This is a genomic window from Cryobacterium frigoriphilum (assembly GCF_004403305.1).
Lineage (GTDB): Bacteria > Actinomycetota > Actinomycetes > Actinomycetales > Microbacteriaceae > Cryobacterium > Cryobacterium frigoriphilum.
The window spans coordinates 38,100-53,214 of the sequence record NZ_SOHE01000053.1 but is presented as its reverse complement, the minus strand read 5'-3'; the positions used below and the strand labels follow the sequence as shown (position 1 = coordinate 53,214).

The window sequence follows — 15,115 nt, the reverse complement described above, 5'->3', positions numbered from 1 at the left end:
ATCAACTTTAGCTCGACGTTTAGCAATGACGCTAGGAGCGGCTCATGCCCGAACTTATTCCAGACTCTGACCTGCTTCAACCGCCCGATTTCATTCAATTACTCGACGAAGACGGCGGCCGCGTGCCCAACCCCGAGTTTGACCGCTGGGTGCGTGACATCGGCGCGACCGAGCTCGGGGCGCTCTACGACGACCTCGTCGTGGTGCGCCGGCTCGACGTCGAGGCAACGGCCCTGCAGCGTCAGGGTGAACTCGGGCTCTGGCCGCCTTTGCTCGGCCAGGAAGCCGCCCAGATCGGCTCCGCCCGGGCGCTGCGCCCGGATGACTTCGTCTTCTCGAGCTACCGTGAGAACGCCGTCGCCTACTGCCGCGGAGTCGGCCTGACCGACCTCGTGAAGATGTGGCGCGGCAGCGCGCAGTCCGGCTGGGATCCCGCATCCGTCGGCATGGCCGTGCCGGCGATCATCATCGGCGCGCAGACCCTGCACGCCACCGGATGGGCGCTCGGCGCGCAGTTTGACGGTGTCGACGCGGTCGCCGTCACCTACTTTGGCGACGGGGCCACGAGCGAGGGCGACGTGAACGAGGCCATGGTCTTCGCCGCAAGCTTTCAGGTGCCCGTGGTCTTCTTCTGTCAGAACAACCAGTGGGCCATCAGCGAGCCCGTCGGGCTGCAGGCCCGCGTGCACATCGCCAACCGGGCACCGGGATTCGGCATCCCGGCCCTGCGCGTCGACGGCAACGACGTGCTCGCCGTGATGGCCGCGACCCGGGTCGCCCTCGACCGGGCCCGCTCCGGCAATGGTCCGACCTTCATCGAGGCCGTCACCTACCGCATGGGCCCGCACACGACGGCGGATGACCCCACCCGCTACCGGGATCCGGCCGACCTCGCCGCCTGGGCCAAGCGCGACCCGATCCTGCGACTGCGGCGCCTGCTCGAGGCTGAAGGCCTGTTCACGCCCGAGTTCGAGGCGGCGGTCGCGGCCCACGCCGATGCTGCCGCGGCCGAACTGCGCGCCGGCTGCATCGCGCTGCCCGACCCGCACCCCCTGAGCGTGTTCGACCACGTCTACACGACGCCGCAGGCCACCCTCGACGGGCAACGCGACGGCTACGCGGAATATCTCGCAAGTTTTGACAGTGCCGGCAGTACCAGCAGCAGCACCAGCAGTAAAGGAGCATCCGTCTGATGACTATTCTCGATCGTTCCCCGATGAGTGCGGCCCCGCTGCGCCACCCCGCCACGAGCGGGCCCGTCGGCCTCACGGACACCACGACCCTGACGCTCGCGAAAGCGATCAACGCCGGCCTGCGGCAGGCGATGCTCGATGACCCGAAGGTTGTGCTGCTCGGCGAGGACATCGGCACCCTCGGCGGCGTTTTTCGGGTCACCGCCGACCTGCTGCGTGAATTCGGCCCGCACCGAGTCATTGACACGCCGCTGGCCGAATCGGCGATCATCGGCACCGCCGTAGGCCTGGCCTACCGCGGCTACCGCCCGGTCTGCGAGATCCAGTTCGACGGCTTCATCTTTCCGGCCTTCGACCAGATCGTGAGTCAGGTCGCCAAGCTGCACTACCGCAGCCAGGGATCCGTGCGCATGCCGATCACCATCCGGGTGCCGTTTGGCGGCGGCATCGGTGCCGCCGAACACCACTCCGAATCGCCGGAGGCGTACTTCGCGCACACCTCCGGGCTGCGCGTGATCGCCGTCTCCGACCCGCAGGACGCCTACAGCCTGCTGCGCCAGGCGATCGCCTCCGACGACCCGGTGCTCTACTTCGAACCCAAACGGCGGTACCACGTGAAGGGCGAGGTGACGCCCCGGTTGGGCTCCCCGATGCAGCAGGCCGTCGTCGTGACGCCCGGCAGCCAGGTCACCCTCGTGACCTACGGCGCCCTCGTGTCGGTCGCGCGCGACGCCGCCCTCGCGGCCGCCGACGAGGGCGTGTCGATCGAGGTCATCGATCTGCGGTCGCTCTCCCCGGTGGACTACGCGACCGTGGAGGCATCCGTTCGCAAGACCGGTCGCCTCGTCGTGACCCACGAGGCAGCCCAGTCGGGCGGGATTGGCGGCGAAATCGTGGCGAGCCTCACGGAGCGCTGCTTCGACTACCTCGAGGCCGCACCGGTACGGGTGACGGGGTTCGACACTCCGTACCCGCCGGCCAAGCTTGAACGGCACTACCTGCCCGACCTCGACCGCATTCTCGCGGGCGTCGACCGCGTGCTGGGGCGATGACCATGATCAAGGTCTTTGCCCTGCCCGACCTCGGTGAGGGCCTCACCGAATCGGAGATCGTCGCCTGGCACGTGGCGCCGGGCGATACCGTCACGCTCAACCAGCACATCGCCGACGTCGAGACGGCGAAGGCGGTCGTCGAGCTGCCGAGCCCGTTCAGCGGTGTGGTCAGCGAGCTGTACCGGCCCGAAGGGGTACTCGTGCACGTGGGCGACCCGATCGTGTCGTTCGAGGTTGCCGGTGCCGACGGTTCCGGCCCCGACGCAGACCTCCCCGGTTCGCCCGAGCCGGTCACGCGCGAGGCCAATCTCGTCGGCTACGGCCCCGACGCAGAGCGGCACGGGCGCCCGAAACGGCGGGCCCGGCCCGGCAGTGCCGCCGGCAACGCGGCCGCGGCCGAGCCGGTGCCGACGACCGATTCGGCGGCGGCATCCGTCGTCGAACGTCCACGCTCGAGCCCGCCGGTGCGGATGCTCGCGCAGAGCCTCGGCATCGATCTCACGACGGTCACCGGAACCGGCCCCGACGGCGTGATCACGCGCGACGACGTGCGGGCCCACGGTGTCACGCCCGACGCCGTCTCTGTCGACGCGACCTCAATCGCCGTCACCACGGTCACGGCGATACCCGGCGGCACCCGCGAGAGTCGCACGCCGATCAAGAGCCTGCGCAAGCTCACCGCGGCGGCCATGGTGAAGAGCGCGTTCACGGCGCCGCACGTGACCGAGTTCCTGACGATCGACGTGACCCCCACGATCGACCTGCTCGCGACCATCAACGCCGCCGGCGCGCGCACCGGCGCCGCACGGGTGGGCATTCTCGCCGTCGTCGCTCAGGCCGTGTGTCTCGCGGCCGCGCGCACGCCGAGCGTGAACACCCGCTGGGACGACGCTGCCGGCGAGATCGTACAGTTTCACTACCTGAACCTCGGCATTGCGGCGGCCACCCCGCGCGGCCTCATGGTTCCGGTGATAGCGGATGCCGACCGGCTCGGCCTCGCCGGCCTCGCCGCGGCACTCGCCGACCTCACCGCGGCCGCGCGCACGGGCACGACGACCCCCGCCGCGCTCGCCGGCGGCACCCTCACGATCACCAACATCGGGGTCTTCGGCATCGACGCCGGAACGCCCATTCTGAACCCGGGCGAGGCCGCCATCCTGGCGATGGGCGCCATCCGTCGCACGCCGTGGGAGCATCAGGGTGAGATCGCGCTGCGGCAGGTCATCACGCTGAGCCTCTCGTTCGATCACCGGCTCGTCGACGGCGAGCAGGGCTCGCGGTTTCTCGCCGACGTGGGCACGATCCTGGCCAATCCCGGCATGGCGCTGACGATGCTGGCGGGCGTGGGTCTGGCTGGCTCGAATTCGGCGGGTTCGAATTCGGCAGGCTCGAATCCGGCAGGCTCGAATCCGGCGGGCTGAGGCGCAGCCGCTTGACCGGGCGGCGATCCGGTAGCAGAGTGGCGGCATGACCCGAAGCGCCGTACTCCTGGCTCCCCGCGACACCGCCGGCCTCATCGCGGGGAGCGCGTTTATCCACCTTGACGGGGCACTCTTCGCCTCGTACACGACCGCGGACTTCGCCTCGGCCGTTCGACTCCTCGACGGTGTCGCGGTCGTCGCCGAATCACTCGGCCACCATCCCGAGGTGCGCCTGGGGTACGGTCGCGTCTCGTTCAAGCTGAGCTCCCACGACGTGAACGGGGTAACGAAACGGGACCTGCAGCTGGCCACCCGCATCCAGGAACTCGCGGACGACAGCGGAGCGCGGCCGGTGCGGGTGCCGCCGACCCGGTACGACATCGCCATCGACTGCAGCGATGCGGATGCGATCCGCCCATTCTGGCGGGCCGGCCTCGGCTACGAAGAAGCGATCGGCAGCGACGGCATCGAACTCGTCGACCCGCGCGGCCTCGCCCCTCGGGTCTGGTTTCAGCACATGGAGATCGCTCGCACCGACCGCAACCGCATCCACCTCGACGTCTATGTGCCCACGGAAGACGCCGAAAGCCGGGTCGAAGCGGTCGTGCTGGCCGGCGGCACCCTGCTGACCGACGAGCACGCGCCCGACTGGTGGGTGCTCGCCGACGTCGAGGGCAACGAAATCTGCATCTGTACGGCGCCCAACTAGCCCGCGACTGCTCCCGCCCCCGTTGAGCCGCCCCGCTTGAGCCGCCCCGCTCGAGCCGCCCCGCTCGAGCCGCCCCCCGTTGCTCGTCCCGCGTTGAGTCGTCTTTGAGCCGCTAGTCCCCGTGGCGAATTCAGGAGATCCGTTCCTGTGCAGCCCGATGGCCCGCGGACCAAGGCGGCGGCTCGGCTGTCGCACGAAATATCTCCTGAATTAGCCCCGGGGCGCAGCGGCCGTCAGCGTGGGGTGAGGGCGGCGAGGGCCATCTCTTCGAGCAGCGCCCGTACCGTCTCTGCGGGGGCCGCCGCAACGGCCGTGCTGTGCGGTGTCGAGTTGATGAGGCCGAAGGTCGCGTGTGCGCGCATGCGCAGCAACGCGACCGGGGTCGAGGGGTTCACCTGGCCGAGCACGTGCACCCAGAGCTCCACGTAGGCACGCTGCAGCGCCCGCACCCGGTGCCGGTCGGCGTCGGGCAGGCTGTCGAGGTCGCGGTCCTGCACGCGAATGACGTCGGGGTTGTCGAGGGCGAAGCGCACGTGGAAGCGCACGAGCGCGGCGAGCGCGCACGGGGCATCCGTCGCCGCGCCGACGACCGCCTGACCGCCGGTCATCAGGTCGTCGCTTGCGCCGATCAGGAGCGCCGAGAGCACCGCCTGCTTGCCGGTGAAGTGCCGATAGACGGCCGGGCCGCTGACGCCGACGGCGGAGCCGAGGTCTTCGATCGAGACGCCATTGAAACCGGAGCGGGCGAACAGGGTCGCGGCGGCGGTGAGCAGCGCGTCGCGGCGACTGGCCTTGGCACGACTGCGCAGGGTGGGCATCGGGTTCCTCTCGGCACGCTGGACATTTCAGTTAATCATTACTAACATGAATTCGAGTTAGTGACCACTAACTGTACCCGTGCATGACATGTTCAATGGAGAGCTGTCTTGGAGACACTCGTGAGCCGTATCGACTCGCATAGCGCGGCCTTCGCCGCCAACGCCGCCGACCAGCGCCGACTCGCCGCCGATCTCGTCGCTCGGCTCGATCTCGCCGCGCTCGGCGGCCCGGAGGCCTCCCGCCAGCGCCACGTCGACCGCGGCAAGCTGCTGCCCCGAGACCGCATCGACGCCCTGCTCGATGAAGGCAGCCCCTTTCTCGAGATCGCGCCGCTCGCCGCATCCGGTCTCTACGACGACGGATGTCCCGGCGCCGGCGTCATCGCCGGCATCGGCCTCGTGCACGGCCGCTTCGTGCTCGTGATCTGCAACGACGCCACCGTCAAGGGTGGCACCTACTACCCGATGACGGTCAAGAAGCACCTGCGCGCGCAGGAGATCGCCCGGGAGAACCGGCTGCCCTGCGTGTACCTCGTCGACTCCGGCGGCGCGTTTCTGCCGATGCAGGACGAAGTGTTTCCCGACCGCGACCACTTCGGGCGCATCTTCTACAACCAGGCCCGCATGTCGGCGGCGAAGATTCCGCAGATAGCCGCCGTGCTCGGTTCCTGCACCGCGGGCGGCGCCTACGTGCCGGCGATGAGCGACGAAACCGTCATCGTGCGGGGCCAGGGCACCATCTTTCTCGGCGGACCGCCGCTCGTGAAGGCCGCGATCGGCGAGATCGTCACCGCCGAAGAGCTCGGCGGCGGCGAACTGCACACGAGCGTCTCTGGCGTCGCCGATCACCTCGCCGAAAACGACCGGCACGCCCTGCAGATCGTGCGCGACATCGTGTCAACACTGCCAGGACCCGCCGCCTCGGCCTGGGACGTGCGGCACAGCCGCCCCCCGGTCGTGGCCGAGTCCGAACTGTACGGCGTCGTACCGGTCGACGTGCAGGCACCCTACGACGTACGCGAAGTCATCGCCCGTCTCGTCGACGCAAGCGAATTCCACGAGTTCAAGCGGGACTACGGCGTGACCCTCGTCACCGGTTTCTCACACATTCACGGCCATCCGGTCGGTATCGTCGCCAACAACGGCATCCTGTTCAGCGAATCCGCGCAGAAGGGTGCCCACTTCATCGAACTCTGCGACCAGCGCGGCATCCCGCTGTTGTTCCTGCAGAACATCTCCGGCTTCATGGTCGGTCGTGACGCCGAAGCCGGCGGCATCGCCAAACACGGCGCCAAGATGGTCACCGCCGTCGCCACCGCCCGGGTGCCGAAGCTCACGGTCGTCATCGGCGGGTCTTTCGGCGCCGGCAACTACTCCATGTGCGGCCGAGCGTACTCACCACGCTTCCTCTGGATGTGGCCGGGCAGCCGAGTCTCCGTCATGGGCGGCCCGCAGGCTGCATCCGTTCTGGCGACCGTGAAACGAGAGCAGCGCGAGGCCCGCGGTGAGCCGTGGTCGGCCGCCGAGGAGGCCGCCTTTCGTACTCCGATCGTTGAGAAATACGAGGAACAGGGCAGCCCGTACTATTCGACCGCCCGGCTCTGGGATGACGGCGTCATCGACCCCGCCGACACCCGCACCGTACTCGGCCTTGCGCTCGCCGTGGTCGCCGCCGCCCCACTACCCGAGACCGCCTTCGGTCTCTTCCGGATGTGACAGTATGACCGCCACCCCCGCCCCACTGCTGCGACCGTTCGGGACCGTGCTGGTCGCCAATCGCGGGGAGATCGCCTGCCGCATACTGCGCACTCTGCGGGAGAAGGGCATCCGCTCGATCGCCGTCTACAGCGACGCCGATCGCGGTGCCCGGCATGTACGGCTGGCGGATGTCGCGGTGCGCCTCGCCCCGACGGCCGCCGGCGGTACCCCGAGCGCGGGGGGATATCTCAGCATCGACGCGATCCTCGCGGCCGCCGCCGAGACCGGTGCCGAAGCGATTCACCCCGGCTACGGCTTTCTCAGCGAGAACCGCGACTTCGCCCAGGCCTGCGCCGACGCCGGCGTCGTGTTCATCGGCCCGAGCGTGCACGCGCTCACCGTGATGGGCGACAAGATCCGCTCCAAGAACCACGTCGCCACCTTCGGCGTACCCGTGATTCCCGGGGTCTCGCGGCCCGGTCTGAGCGACGCCGAACTCATCGCCGCCGCCGCCTCGGTTGGCTACCCGCTGCTGATCAAACCCTCGGCCGGGGGCGGCGGCAAGGGTATGCAGGTCGTCACGGCCGAGGCCGAACTGCCGGAGGCCCTCTCGACGGCCCGGCGGGTGGCACTCGCCGCCTTCGGCGACGACACCCTGCTGCTCGAGAGGCTCGTCTCGGAGCCGCGCCACATCGAGGTGCAGATTCTTGCCGACAACCACGGCCACGTCATCCACCTCGGCGAGCGTGAGTGCTCGCTGCAGCGCCGCCACCAGAAGGTCATCGAGGAGGCACCCTCACCGCTGCTGACGCCGGAGGTGCGCGCCCGCATCGGTGAGGCCGCCTGCGCCGCTGCCCGCAGTGTGGACTACAGCGGTGCCGGAACCGTTGAATTCCTGGTGTCCAACTCGGCGCCCGACGAGTTCTTCTTCATGGAGATGAACACTCGGCTGCAGGTCGAACACCCCGTCACCGAGCTCGTCACCGGCATTGACCTCGTTGACTGGCAGTTGCGGGTCGCCGCCGGGGAGCACCTCACCGTGAATCAGGCCGACGTCACCCTGACCGGCCACGCGATCGAGGCCCGGGTCTATGCCGAGAACCCCGGCCGGGGATTTCTGCCCAGCGAAGGCACGGTGCGGGTACTGCGCGAACCAACCGGGCCGGGAATCCGAGTCGACAGCAGCCTCGTCCCTGGCCTCGTGATCGGCTCTCAGTACGACCCGATGCTCGCCAAGGTCATTGCCTGGGGCGCCGACCGGGCCGAAGCCCTGCGGCGGCTCGATCGGGCACTGGCCGACACCGTCGTGCTCGGGCTGCAGACCAATGTGGAGTACCTGCGCCTGCTGCTCGCCGACCCCGACGTGCAGGCCGGCCGGCTCGACACCGGCCTCATCGAACGGTCCCTGCCCGGCCTGGGGTTTCGCACGGCTGACGAGCCGCTGCTCGCGGCAGCGGCTCTCGTGCTGCACGCCCGGAAACGGGGCGAGGATACCGTCACCGCACCCTGGGCTGCGGCAGACGGTTGGCGCCTGGGCCCGCACCGGGCCAGCCGGTACTCACTCGCGCTGAGCGCGACCGACACGGCCGAGGTCAGCGTTCTCGGCGCGCCGGGAGCCGCATCCGCCGGCCCCACATCCGGGGGCCCCGAATCCGCCAGCCCCGCGTCAGCCAGTGCCGCACTCGTCAGCATCGGCGACGAACCCGCCGTGTCGGCGAGCCTGGTACCCGTCGCCGGGCGTCCGCACGCCGTGAGCGTCGAATACCGCGGGCTGACCCACGTCATCGATGTGATCGTGGTGCCGCAGCCGAGCGGCGACGACGTCGTGCACCTGGGGGTGGGCGGCGTCACGATCGACATCGTCAATCGCTGCCGAGCTCGGCAGCTCGCCGAAGAACTCGAGCAGCGCACCCGGCCGGCCGGGCAGGTCAGCCCCGACGTGCGCTCGCCGATGCCCGGCACGGTCGTCGCCGTACACGTCGCGGCGGGCGACCACGTCGTCGCCGGAACGCTGCTGCTGACCGTCGAGGCGATGAAAATGGAGCACAAACTCACCGCCACAACAGCCGGCATCGTGCGCATCGGCCTGTTGGCCGGCGACCTCGTCGCCCTCGACCAGATCGTCGCCACGATTGACCCCGACCCCACGCCTGACCCCGACCCCACGCCTGACCCCGCGCCTGACCCCATGCCCGATCCCACTGCACCCGAATCCGCCCGCAGCACCGCCAGCACCGCCCGTACCGCCCGTACCGTCAAAGGAGACATCGAATGAGCTACGAGCTCACCGCATTCCAGAAGAACATCGTCGCCTCGGTCGGCGACTTCGCCGACACCGTCGTCGCGCCGGCCGCCTACGAGTACGACACCAAACGCAGCCTGCCCTACGGCATCATCGCGCAGATGGGCGAGATGGGACTGTTCGGGCTGCCGTTCCCCGTGGAGTACGGCGGCCAGGGCAGCGACTACTTCTCGCTCTGCCTCGCCGTTGAACAGCTCGCTCGCGCCGACCAGAGCATTGCCGTGACCCTCGAGGCCGGGGTCGGCCTCGGCATCATGCCCGTGTTCCGCAGTGGCACCGAGGCGCAGAAACAGCAGTGGGTGCCCCTGCTCGCGAGCGGTCAGGCCCTCTCGGCATTCGGTCTCACCGAAGCGGATGCCGGCTCCGACGCTGCCGGCACCAAGACCACCGCCGTGCTCGAGCAGGGCGAGTGGGTCATCAACGGCACCAAGCAGTTCATCACCAACTCCGGCACCGACATCACCCGCCTCGTCACGGTCACCGCGGTGACGGGGGAGTCGACCCGCACCGACGGCAGTATCAAGAAAGAGCTCTCCGCGATCCTGGTGCCGACCCCGGCTCCCGGTTTCACGGTACTGCCCGCCTACGACAAGGTCGGCTGGCACACCTCCGACACGCATCCGCTGCGCTTCGACAACGTGCGGGTGCCCGAAGCGAATCTGCTCGGCGAGCGCGGTCGAGGCTTCGCGAACTTCGTGCAGACCCTCGACGAGGGCCGCATCGCCTTCGCCGCCCTCTGCACGGGCGCCGCCCAGGGCTGCCTCGAGGAGTCCATCCGCTACGCGAAGAGCCGCAACGTGTTCGGCCGGTCGATCGGCTCCAACCAGCACATTGCCTTCAAGATCGCTCGGATGCAGGCTCGCGTGCACACCGCCCGCCTCGCCTACTACGACGCGGCGCTGAAAATGATCAACGGTCACCCCTTCAAAATGGAGGCATCGATCGCCAAGATGGTCGGCAGCGAAGCGGCCATGGACAACGCCCGTGACGCAACCCAGATCTTCGGCGGCTACGGCTTCATGAACGAAAACCCGGTGGCCCGGCATTATCGTGATTCCAAGGTTCTGGAACTGGGCGAGGGCACCACAGAGGTACAGCTCATGGTTATTTCCCGGGCCCTCGGATTCGCGGCCTGAACCGTGGCGAATGACACGTCGCCGGTGCCCCGCCGCACGCTCGTGCAGCGCGGGCTGTACTTTGAGGAATTTGACCTCGACGTGCTCTACCAGCACCGGCCGGGCCGCACCGTGACCGAGGCCGACAACGTGCTCTTCACGACGCTGACGATGAATACCCAGGGCCTGCACCTCGACGCGGCCTGGTCAGCGACGCAGCCGTTCGGTGAACGCCTCGTCAACTCGATGTTCACGCTGTCGACCCTCGTCGGCAGCTCGGTCGCGCAGTTGACGCAGGGCACTCTCGTGGCCAATCTCGGCTTCGGGGCGGTGGCGTTTCCGCATCCGCTGTTTCACGGCGACACCCTGTACTCCGAGACCATCGTCACCGGCAAACGGCTCTCGCAGAGCCGCGCGGGGCAGGGCATCGTCGATCTCACGCACACCGGCCGCAATCAGAACGGTGACGTCGTCGCGACGGCGACCCGCACCGCCCTGGTCTGGTGCCGGGACTTCCACGACGAAAGGACAGATTCATGAGCTTTGACCTGGGCCCTGCCCTGCTGTTCTGCCCGGCCGACCGGCCCGAACGCTACGCCAAGGCATCGGAGCGGGCGGATGCCGTGATCATCGACCTCGAGGACGCCGTCGCTCCGGTCGGTCGCGCGGCCGCCCGCGCAGCCCTGGTGGCGCATCCGCTCGACCCGGAGAGCACGATCGTGCGCGTCAACCCGGCCGGCACCCCCGACTTTGCCCTCGACCTCGCCGCGATCGAGAAGACCGGGTATCGGCAGCTCATGATGGCCAAGGCCGAAAGTGTGCAGCAGCTGCGTGCCCTCGCCGGCTACGACGTGATCGCGCTGTGCGAAACGGCCGCCGGAATTCTCGCGGCACCCCAACTGGCCGCCGTGCCGCACGTGGTTGCGCTGATGTGGGGCGCCGAAGACCTGATCGCGTCGCTCGGCGGCAGTTCGAGCCGCTTCCCCGACGGCAGCTATCGGGCCGTCGCCCGGCATGCCCGATCACACGTGTTACTCGCCGCCGGTGCCCACGGCAAGGCCGCGATCGACAGTGTGTTCCTGGCCCTGCCCGACCTGTCGGGCCTGAGCCTCGAAGCGGAGGACGCCGTCGCGAGCGGGTTCAGGGCGACCGCCTGCATTCACCCGAGCCAGGTTGCCGTGATCCGGGAGGCCTATCGCCCGACCCCGGCCGAGGTGGCGTACGCCTGGGCCATCCTCGAAGCGGCGACGGGCGAGCACGGCGTGTTCCAGTACCAGGGCCGCATGATCGATGACCCTCTGCTGCGGCACGCCGAGGCTGTCCTGCGCCGCGCCTGATGCTCGGGTTTCTCCCCGCGTCGCGGCGGCGAGAGCGGCTGAATCGTCGGTCTGGCGGCGCCACAGCGACGATTCACCCGCTCTCGCGCAGGGGACAGGAGCTTGGTTAGGCCGCTTTTTCGTCGGCGATGACCTTTTCGATGGCCGCCACGATCGCGGGTGCCTCAGGTTCGACGTTGGAGGCGAAGCGGTCCACGATCTCGCCAGCGGGGGTCACCAGAAACTTCTCGAAGTTCCACTTGACCAGTCCGGGCAAGATGCTGGTCTTGAACTTGGTGAGTTCGGCGAAGAGCGGATGCTGGTCCTTGCCCCGCACATCGATCTTCTCGGTCATGGGAAAGCTCACGCCGTAATTCATCTCGCAGAACTCGGCGATGTCTGTCTCGGTGCCGGGCTCCTGACCCATGAACTGGTTGCTCGGCATGCCCAGAATGACGAGGCCGTCGGTGGCGTACTTCTTGTACAGGGCTTCGAGCCCGGCGTACTGCGGCGTGAAACCGCACTTCGAGGCGGTATTGACCACGAGCACGGTCTTGCCGCGGTAAGCGCCAAAGGTCGTCTCGGTGCCGTCAATCAGGGTCAGGGGAATCTCGTAGAGAGAGGAAGCGTCCATACCGTGATGCTATGCCCGCTCTCAGAGCGGATGCTGCGCGCCCGCTGGGTGCCGCCTCCGAACCGGGTGCACGGCTGGCCTATTCGGTAGTTGTCTTGTATTGTTAAAGACAACCGACGCAGCGTTGCGTACCACTTCCGCAACATGCAAGGAGCATCATGGGTTCATATGTCACCGCCCCCACCCACCGCGAGGACCCGGCCGTAGGCTACGTCACCATCGCCCGTCGCCGCTCGGTCACCCCGACCGGGTATGTCAGCCACGTCGCTCGCGACCGCGCCGCTCGCGGCTACGCCGTGAGCGACCACACGCAGTCCGCGCACCGCGCCTAAGCGGCACCGCGCCCCTGTCGGGCGCCGCACGACCCGGGAGGGCGCCTCAGCAGGCGCTCTCCCGTTCTGTATTAATCCGGTGCCAGGTCAATCCGGAGCCCGGTCAACCCGGTGTGTCCGATCAACTCGGGGCCAGACTGTAGCGTGGCCGGGGCGCTTCGCTGCCGAGGTCGGCAAGCCAGGGCGGCATCGTCACCCGCCGCAACAGGGTGTCAAGCCGGACGCCAAAATCCGGGTCGGCGTTCACTCGCTGTTTGCCCAATAACGACATTGCGTCCGTCTAACTCTTTTACTCTGGACGCAACGTCGACGCGGCGCGGGACGAACGGCATTCACGGGGGAGGTGGCAGATGAACCGCAGAAGTCGTGTTCTGCTGTTTGATTTCGACGGCACGATCTCGCTCGGCGACGGTCCGGTCGCGCGCTATGCCCAGTGCGTGGCCGACTGCCTGGGTCACCGCGACGGCGCCCGCTTTGTCGAGGCCGTCGCGGAACACACCACCATCGGGGTGACCGAAGCCGGGATGCTGCCCCGCGACGGCTATGACGCCGTGCGTCTGGCCGCAGCATCGTTCGGGGTATCGGCCGACGCCCTCGCACGGGCCTACCGGCTCTCGCGAGCCGACCTCGCCGGCGTCCGGGCGCCGATCGACCCCGTTCCGGGGCTGGCGCGCTTTCTCGGCACCATCCGCGAGCATGCGCTCCTTGTCCTGGCGACGAACTCACCGCCGACGCGCATCCCCGAGGCCCTGCACGTGCTCGGCCTGCAGAATACCTTCGATGAGGTGCTGACGTCGGTGGGAAAGCCCGACGGGCTCGGAACGGTGCTCGAACGTCTGCAGCAGACTGCAACCGACGGCCCCCTGCGGCTGCTGAGCATCGGCGACATCTGGGTCAATGACCTGCAGCCGGCGGCTCTGCGCGGCTTCCAGACGGCCCTCATCGGCCCCTCCGCGCCACCCGGCGCCACCCCCACGTACCGGGCGGAGCGTCTTGACGCACTCTTCCCGGTCATCACCGCTTGGCTCTCGTCCGAGACGCCCGGTCTGATCGTCCCCATCCCGCACCTCCAGAACTGAAGGCAGACCGAGCGCAGCGGAAACATCAGCTATCCCGCCCAGTTCATGACCAACAATCCCGACAAGTACTGCGCCGATGTTCCCGTGGAACGTGACGGCAAGCTCTTCTGCAACGGCGCCGACGCCCTCGTCGGACCGGCCGGCCTCGACGCAATCGACAAGATGACCGGTGCCACCGTCGCGATGCTCGGTCCGGGGTCGCCGGCCGGCTACATCTACCCCATGCTCGCGCTGAAGAACGCGGGCCTGAACATCGACACCGACATCGACGCGATCCCGGTCACCGCCAATGACGCATCCGTTCTCGCCGTCCACAACGGTGACGCCGAAGTGGGATTCAGCTTCTGGGATGCTCGCGACATTGTCTCCAAGGACGTGCCGGATGTCGGTCAGAAGGTTGTCGTGTTTGCCCTGACCACCGAGATTCCCAACGATGGGGTCGCCCTCACCAAGGGACTGTCGCAGCAGCTGCAGGACGAGATCACGACCGCGCTCGCCGACTACTCCAACACCGAGGAGGGCTCCGCCGCGCTCATGAGCGTCTACTCGATCAGCAAGCTGGCCCTGGCAGACCCGTCATCCCTCGATGTGGTCGCTGACGCGGCCGAGCAACTCGGACTGCAGTAGCCATGGTCGTCGAGCACACGTCGACCCCGATCGCGCCATCGCCCTGGTCGGTCAGCATGCGCGATGTCAGTGTGCGTTACGCCAGCGGAGTGGTCGCCCTGAAGAATGTGTCGCTCGACATCGAACCCGGCGAAATGGTCTCGGTCGTCGGCCTCTCCGGATCGGGCAAGAGCAGCCTGATCCGCACCATCAACGGTCTCGTTCCCCTCACCTCCGGTTCGCTGCACGTGGGCGGTTTTCAGCTGGAAACCGCCCGCGCCGGCGAGTTGAGGCGGCTGCGCGGCCACATCGGCATGATCTTTCAGGGTTTCAACCTGGCCAAACGCACGAGCGTGCTGAACAATGTGCTTGTCGGACGCCTGGCCCACACGACCACCCTGCGCACACTGCTGGGGGCCTATCGGGCGTCGGACCGGCAGATCGCCTTCGAAGCCCTGGAGCGGGTCGGGATTCTGCCCAAGGTCTGGGATCGCGCGTCGAGCCTGTCCGGCGGCCAGCAGCAGCGGGTGGCCATCGCGCGAGCGCTGTGCCAGCAGCCCCGTCTCGTTCTGGCCGACGAACCCGTCGCGAGTCTCGACCCGCCCACGGCCCACGAGGTCATGGGGGACCTGCGTCGAATCAACCAGGAACTCGGGATCACGGTCATCACCAATTTGCATCTGATCGATCTGGCCCGACGCTACGGCACCCGAATCATCGGGCTGCGGGCTGGTGAGGTGGTCTTTGACGGTGCGGTCGAAGCCGCGACCGACGAGGTGTTCGCCGAGATCTACGGTCGTTCGGTGGCGTCAGAAGACGCTCTCGGCCTGTGAGTGAGAC

General features: G+C 68.2%; 15 protein-coding genes. 13 read left to right on the top strand and 2 right to left on the bottom strand.

Annotated elements, in window-relative coordinates:
- Positions 1-44: 44 nt before the first annotated feature.
- Genes pdhA through E3T55_RS12070 form a run of 4 tightly spaced genes read left to right on the top strand, consistent with a single transcriptional unit; the run spans position 45 to position 4,375 of the window.
- Positions 45-1,193, top strand: a complete 1,149-nt coding sequence (pdhA, locus tag E3T55_RS12085) for a pyruvate dehydrogenase (acetyl-transferring) E1 component subunit alpha (protein ID WP_134519818.1) — start codon at positions 45-47, stop codon at positions 1,191-1,193.
- 23 nt (positions 1,194-1,216) lie between these two features.
- Positions 1,217-2,245: an alpha-ketoacid dehydrogenase subunit beta gene (locus E3T55_RS12080; RefSeq protein ID WP_134520035.1), complete on the top strand. Its 1,029-nt coding sequence runs from the start codon at positions 1,217-1,219 to the stop codon at positions 2,243-2,245.
- 2 nt (positions 2,246-2,247) lie between these two features.
- Positions 2,248-3,666, top strand: a complete 1,419-nt coding sequence (locus tag E3T55_RS12075) for a dihydrolipoamide acetyltransferase family protein (protein ID WP_134520036.1) — start codon at positions 2,248-2,250, stop codon at positions 3,664-3,666.
- A 46-nt stretch (positions 3,667-3,712) separates the two neighbouring features.
- Positions 3,713-4,375, top strand: coding sequence for a VOC family protein (locus E3T55_RS12070; RefSeq protein ID WP_134519817.1), 663 nt, complete (start codon positions 3,713-3,715; stop codon positions 4,373-4,375).
- A 233-nt stretch (positions 4,376-4,608) separates the two neighbouring features.
- Here E3T55_RS12070 and E3T55_RS12065 read toward each other — a convergent pair whose 3' ends face one another.
- Positions 4,609-5,193: an SACE_7040 family transcriptional regulator gene (locus E3T55_RS12065; RefSeq protein ID WP_134519816.1), complete on the bottom strand. Its 585-nt coding sequence runs from the start codon at positions 5,191-5,193 to the stop codon at positions 4,609-4,611.
- Between the two features lie 108 nt (positions 5,194-5,301).
- Here E3T55_RS12065 and E3T55_RS12060 point away from each other — a divergent pair, with 108 nt between their 5' ends.
- The 5 genes from E3T55_RS12060 to E3T55_RS12040 are packed head-to-tail and all read left to right on the top strand — an operon-like array spanning position 5,302 to position 11,645.
- On the top strand, positions 5,302-6,909 hold the full coding sequence (locus tag E3T55_RS12060; protein ID WP_134519815.1) for a carboxyl transferase domain-containing protein: 1,608 nt from the start codon (positions 5,302-5,304) through the stop codon (positions 6,907-6,909).
- Between the two features lie 4 nt (positions 6,910-6,913).
- Positions 6,914-9,166 (top strand): acetyl/propionyl/methylcrotonyl-CoA carboxylase subunit alpha, encoded by a 2,253-nt coding sequence (locus tag E3T55_RS12055; RefSeq protein ID WP_134519814.1) that lies wholly within the window; start codon positions 6,914-6,916, stop codon positions 9,164-9,166.
- Positions 9,163-10,329 carry an acyl-CoA dehydrogenase family protein gene (locus tag E3T55_RS12050; RefSeq protein WP_134519813.1) on the top strand — a complete coding sequence of 389 codons (1,167 nt, stop codon included), beginning with the start codon at positions 9,163-9,165 and terminating at the stop codon, positions 10,327-10,329. The genes E3T55_RS12055 and E3T55_RS12050 overlap by 4 nt, the downstream gene beginning before the upstream one ends.
- Positions 10,330-10,332: 3 nt before the next feature.
- The gene (locus E3T55_RS12045; RefSeq protein ID WP_198418568.1) at positions 10,333-10,848 is read left to right on the top strand and encodes a MaoC family dehydratase; all 516 of its coding nucleotides are present in this window, start codon (positions 10,333-10,335) and stop codon (positions 10,846-10,848) included.
- Complete coding sequence (locus E3T55_RS12040) at positions 10,845-11,645, top strand: HpcH/HpaI aldolase/citrate lyase family protein (RefSeq protein ID WP_134519812.1); 801 nt, start codon at positions 10,845-10,847, stop codon at positions 11,643-11,645. Before E3T55_RS12045 ends, E3T55_RS12040 begins: the two co-directional genes overlap by 4 nt.
- A gap of 106 nt (positions 11,646-11,751) precedes the next feature.
- Here the strand turns inward: E3T55_RS12040 and E3T55_RS12035 are convergent, their stop codons facing one another.
- A complete protein-coding gene (locus tag E3T55_RS12035; RefSeq protein WP_134519811.1) occupies positions 11,752-12,258 on the bottom strand; it encodes a glutathione peroxidase in 507 nt (168 codons plus the stop codon).
- A gap of 158 nt (positions 12,259-12,416) precedes the next feature.
- Between E3T55_RS12035 and E3T55_RS20300 the strand changes: the two genes are divergently transcribed.
- From E3T55_RS20300 to phnC, 4 genes are all read left to right on the top strand, one after another.
- Positions 12,417-12,590, top strand: a complete 174-nt coding sequence (locus E3T55_RS20300; protein WP_166791773.1) for a hypothetical protein — start codon at positions 12,417-12,419, stop codon at positions 12,588-12,590.
- Positions 12,591-12,940: 350 nt separating this feature from the next.
- Entirely contained in the window at positions 12,941-13,669 is a 729-nt protein-coding gene (locus tag E3T55_RS12030; protein WP_134519810.1) for an HAD family hydrolase, read from the top strand.
- A 45-nt stretch (positions 13,670-13,714) separates the two neighbouring features.
- A complete protein-coding gene (locus E3T55_RS12025; protein WP_241993031.1) occupies positions 13,715-14,296 on the top strand; it encodes a phosphate/phosphite/phosphonate ABC transporter substrate-binding protein in 582 nt (193 codons plus the stop codon).
- A 2-nt stretch (positions 14,297-14,298) separates the two neighbouring features.
- A complete protein-coding gene (phnC, locus tag E3T55_RS12020; protein ID WP_134519809.1) occupies positions 14,299-15,108 on the top strand; it encodes a phosphonate ABC transporter ATP-binding protein in 810 nt (269 codons plus the stop codon).
- Positions 15,109-15,115: the final 7 nt, after the last annotated feature.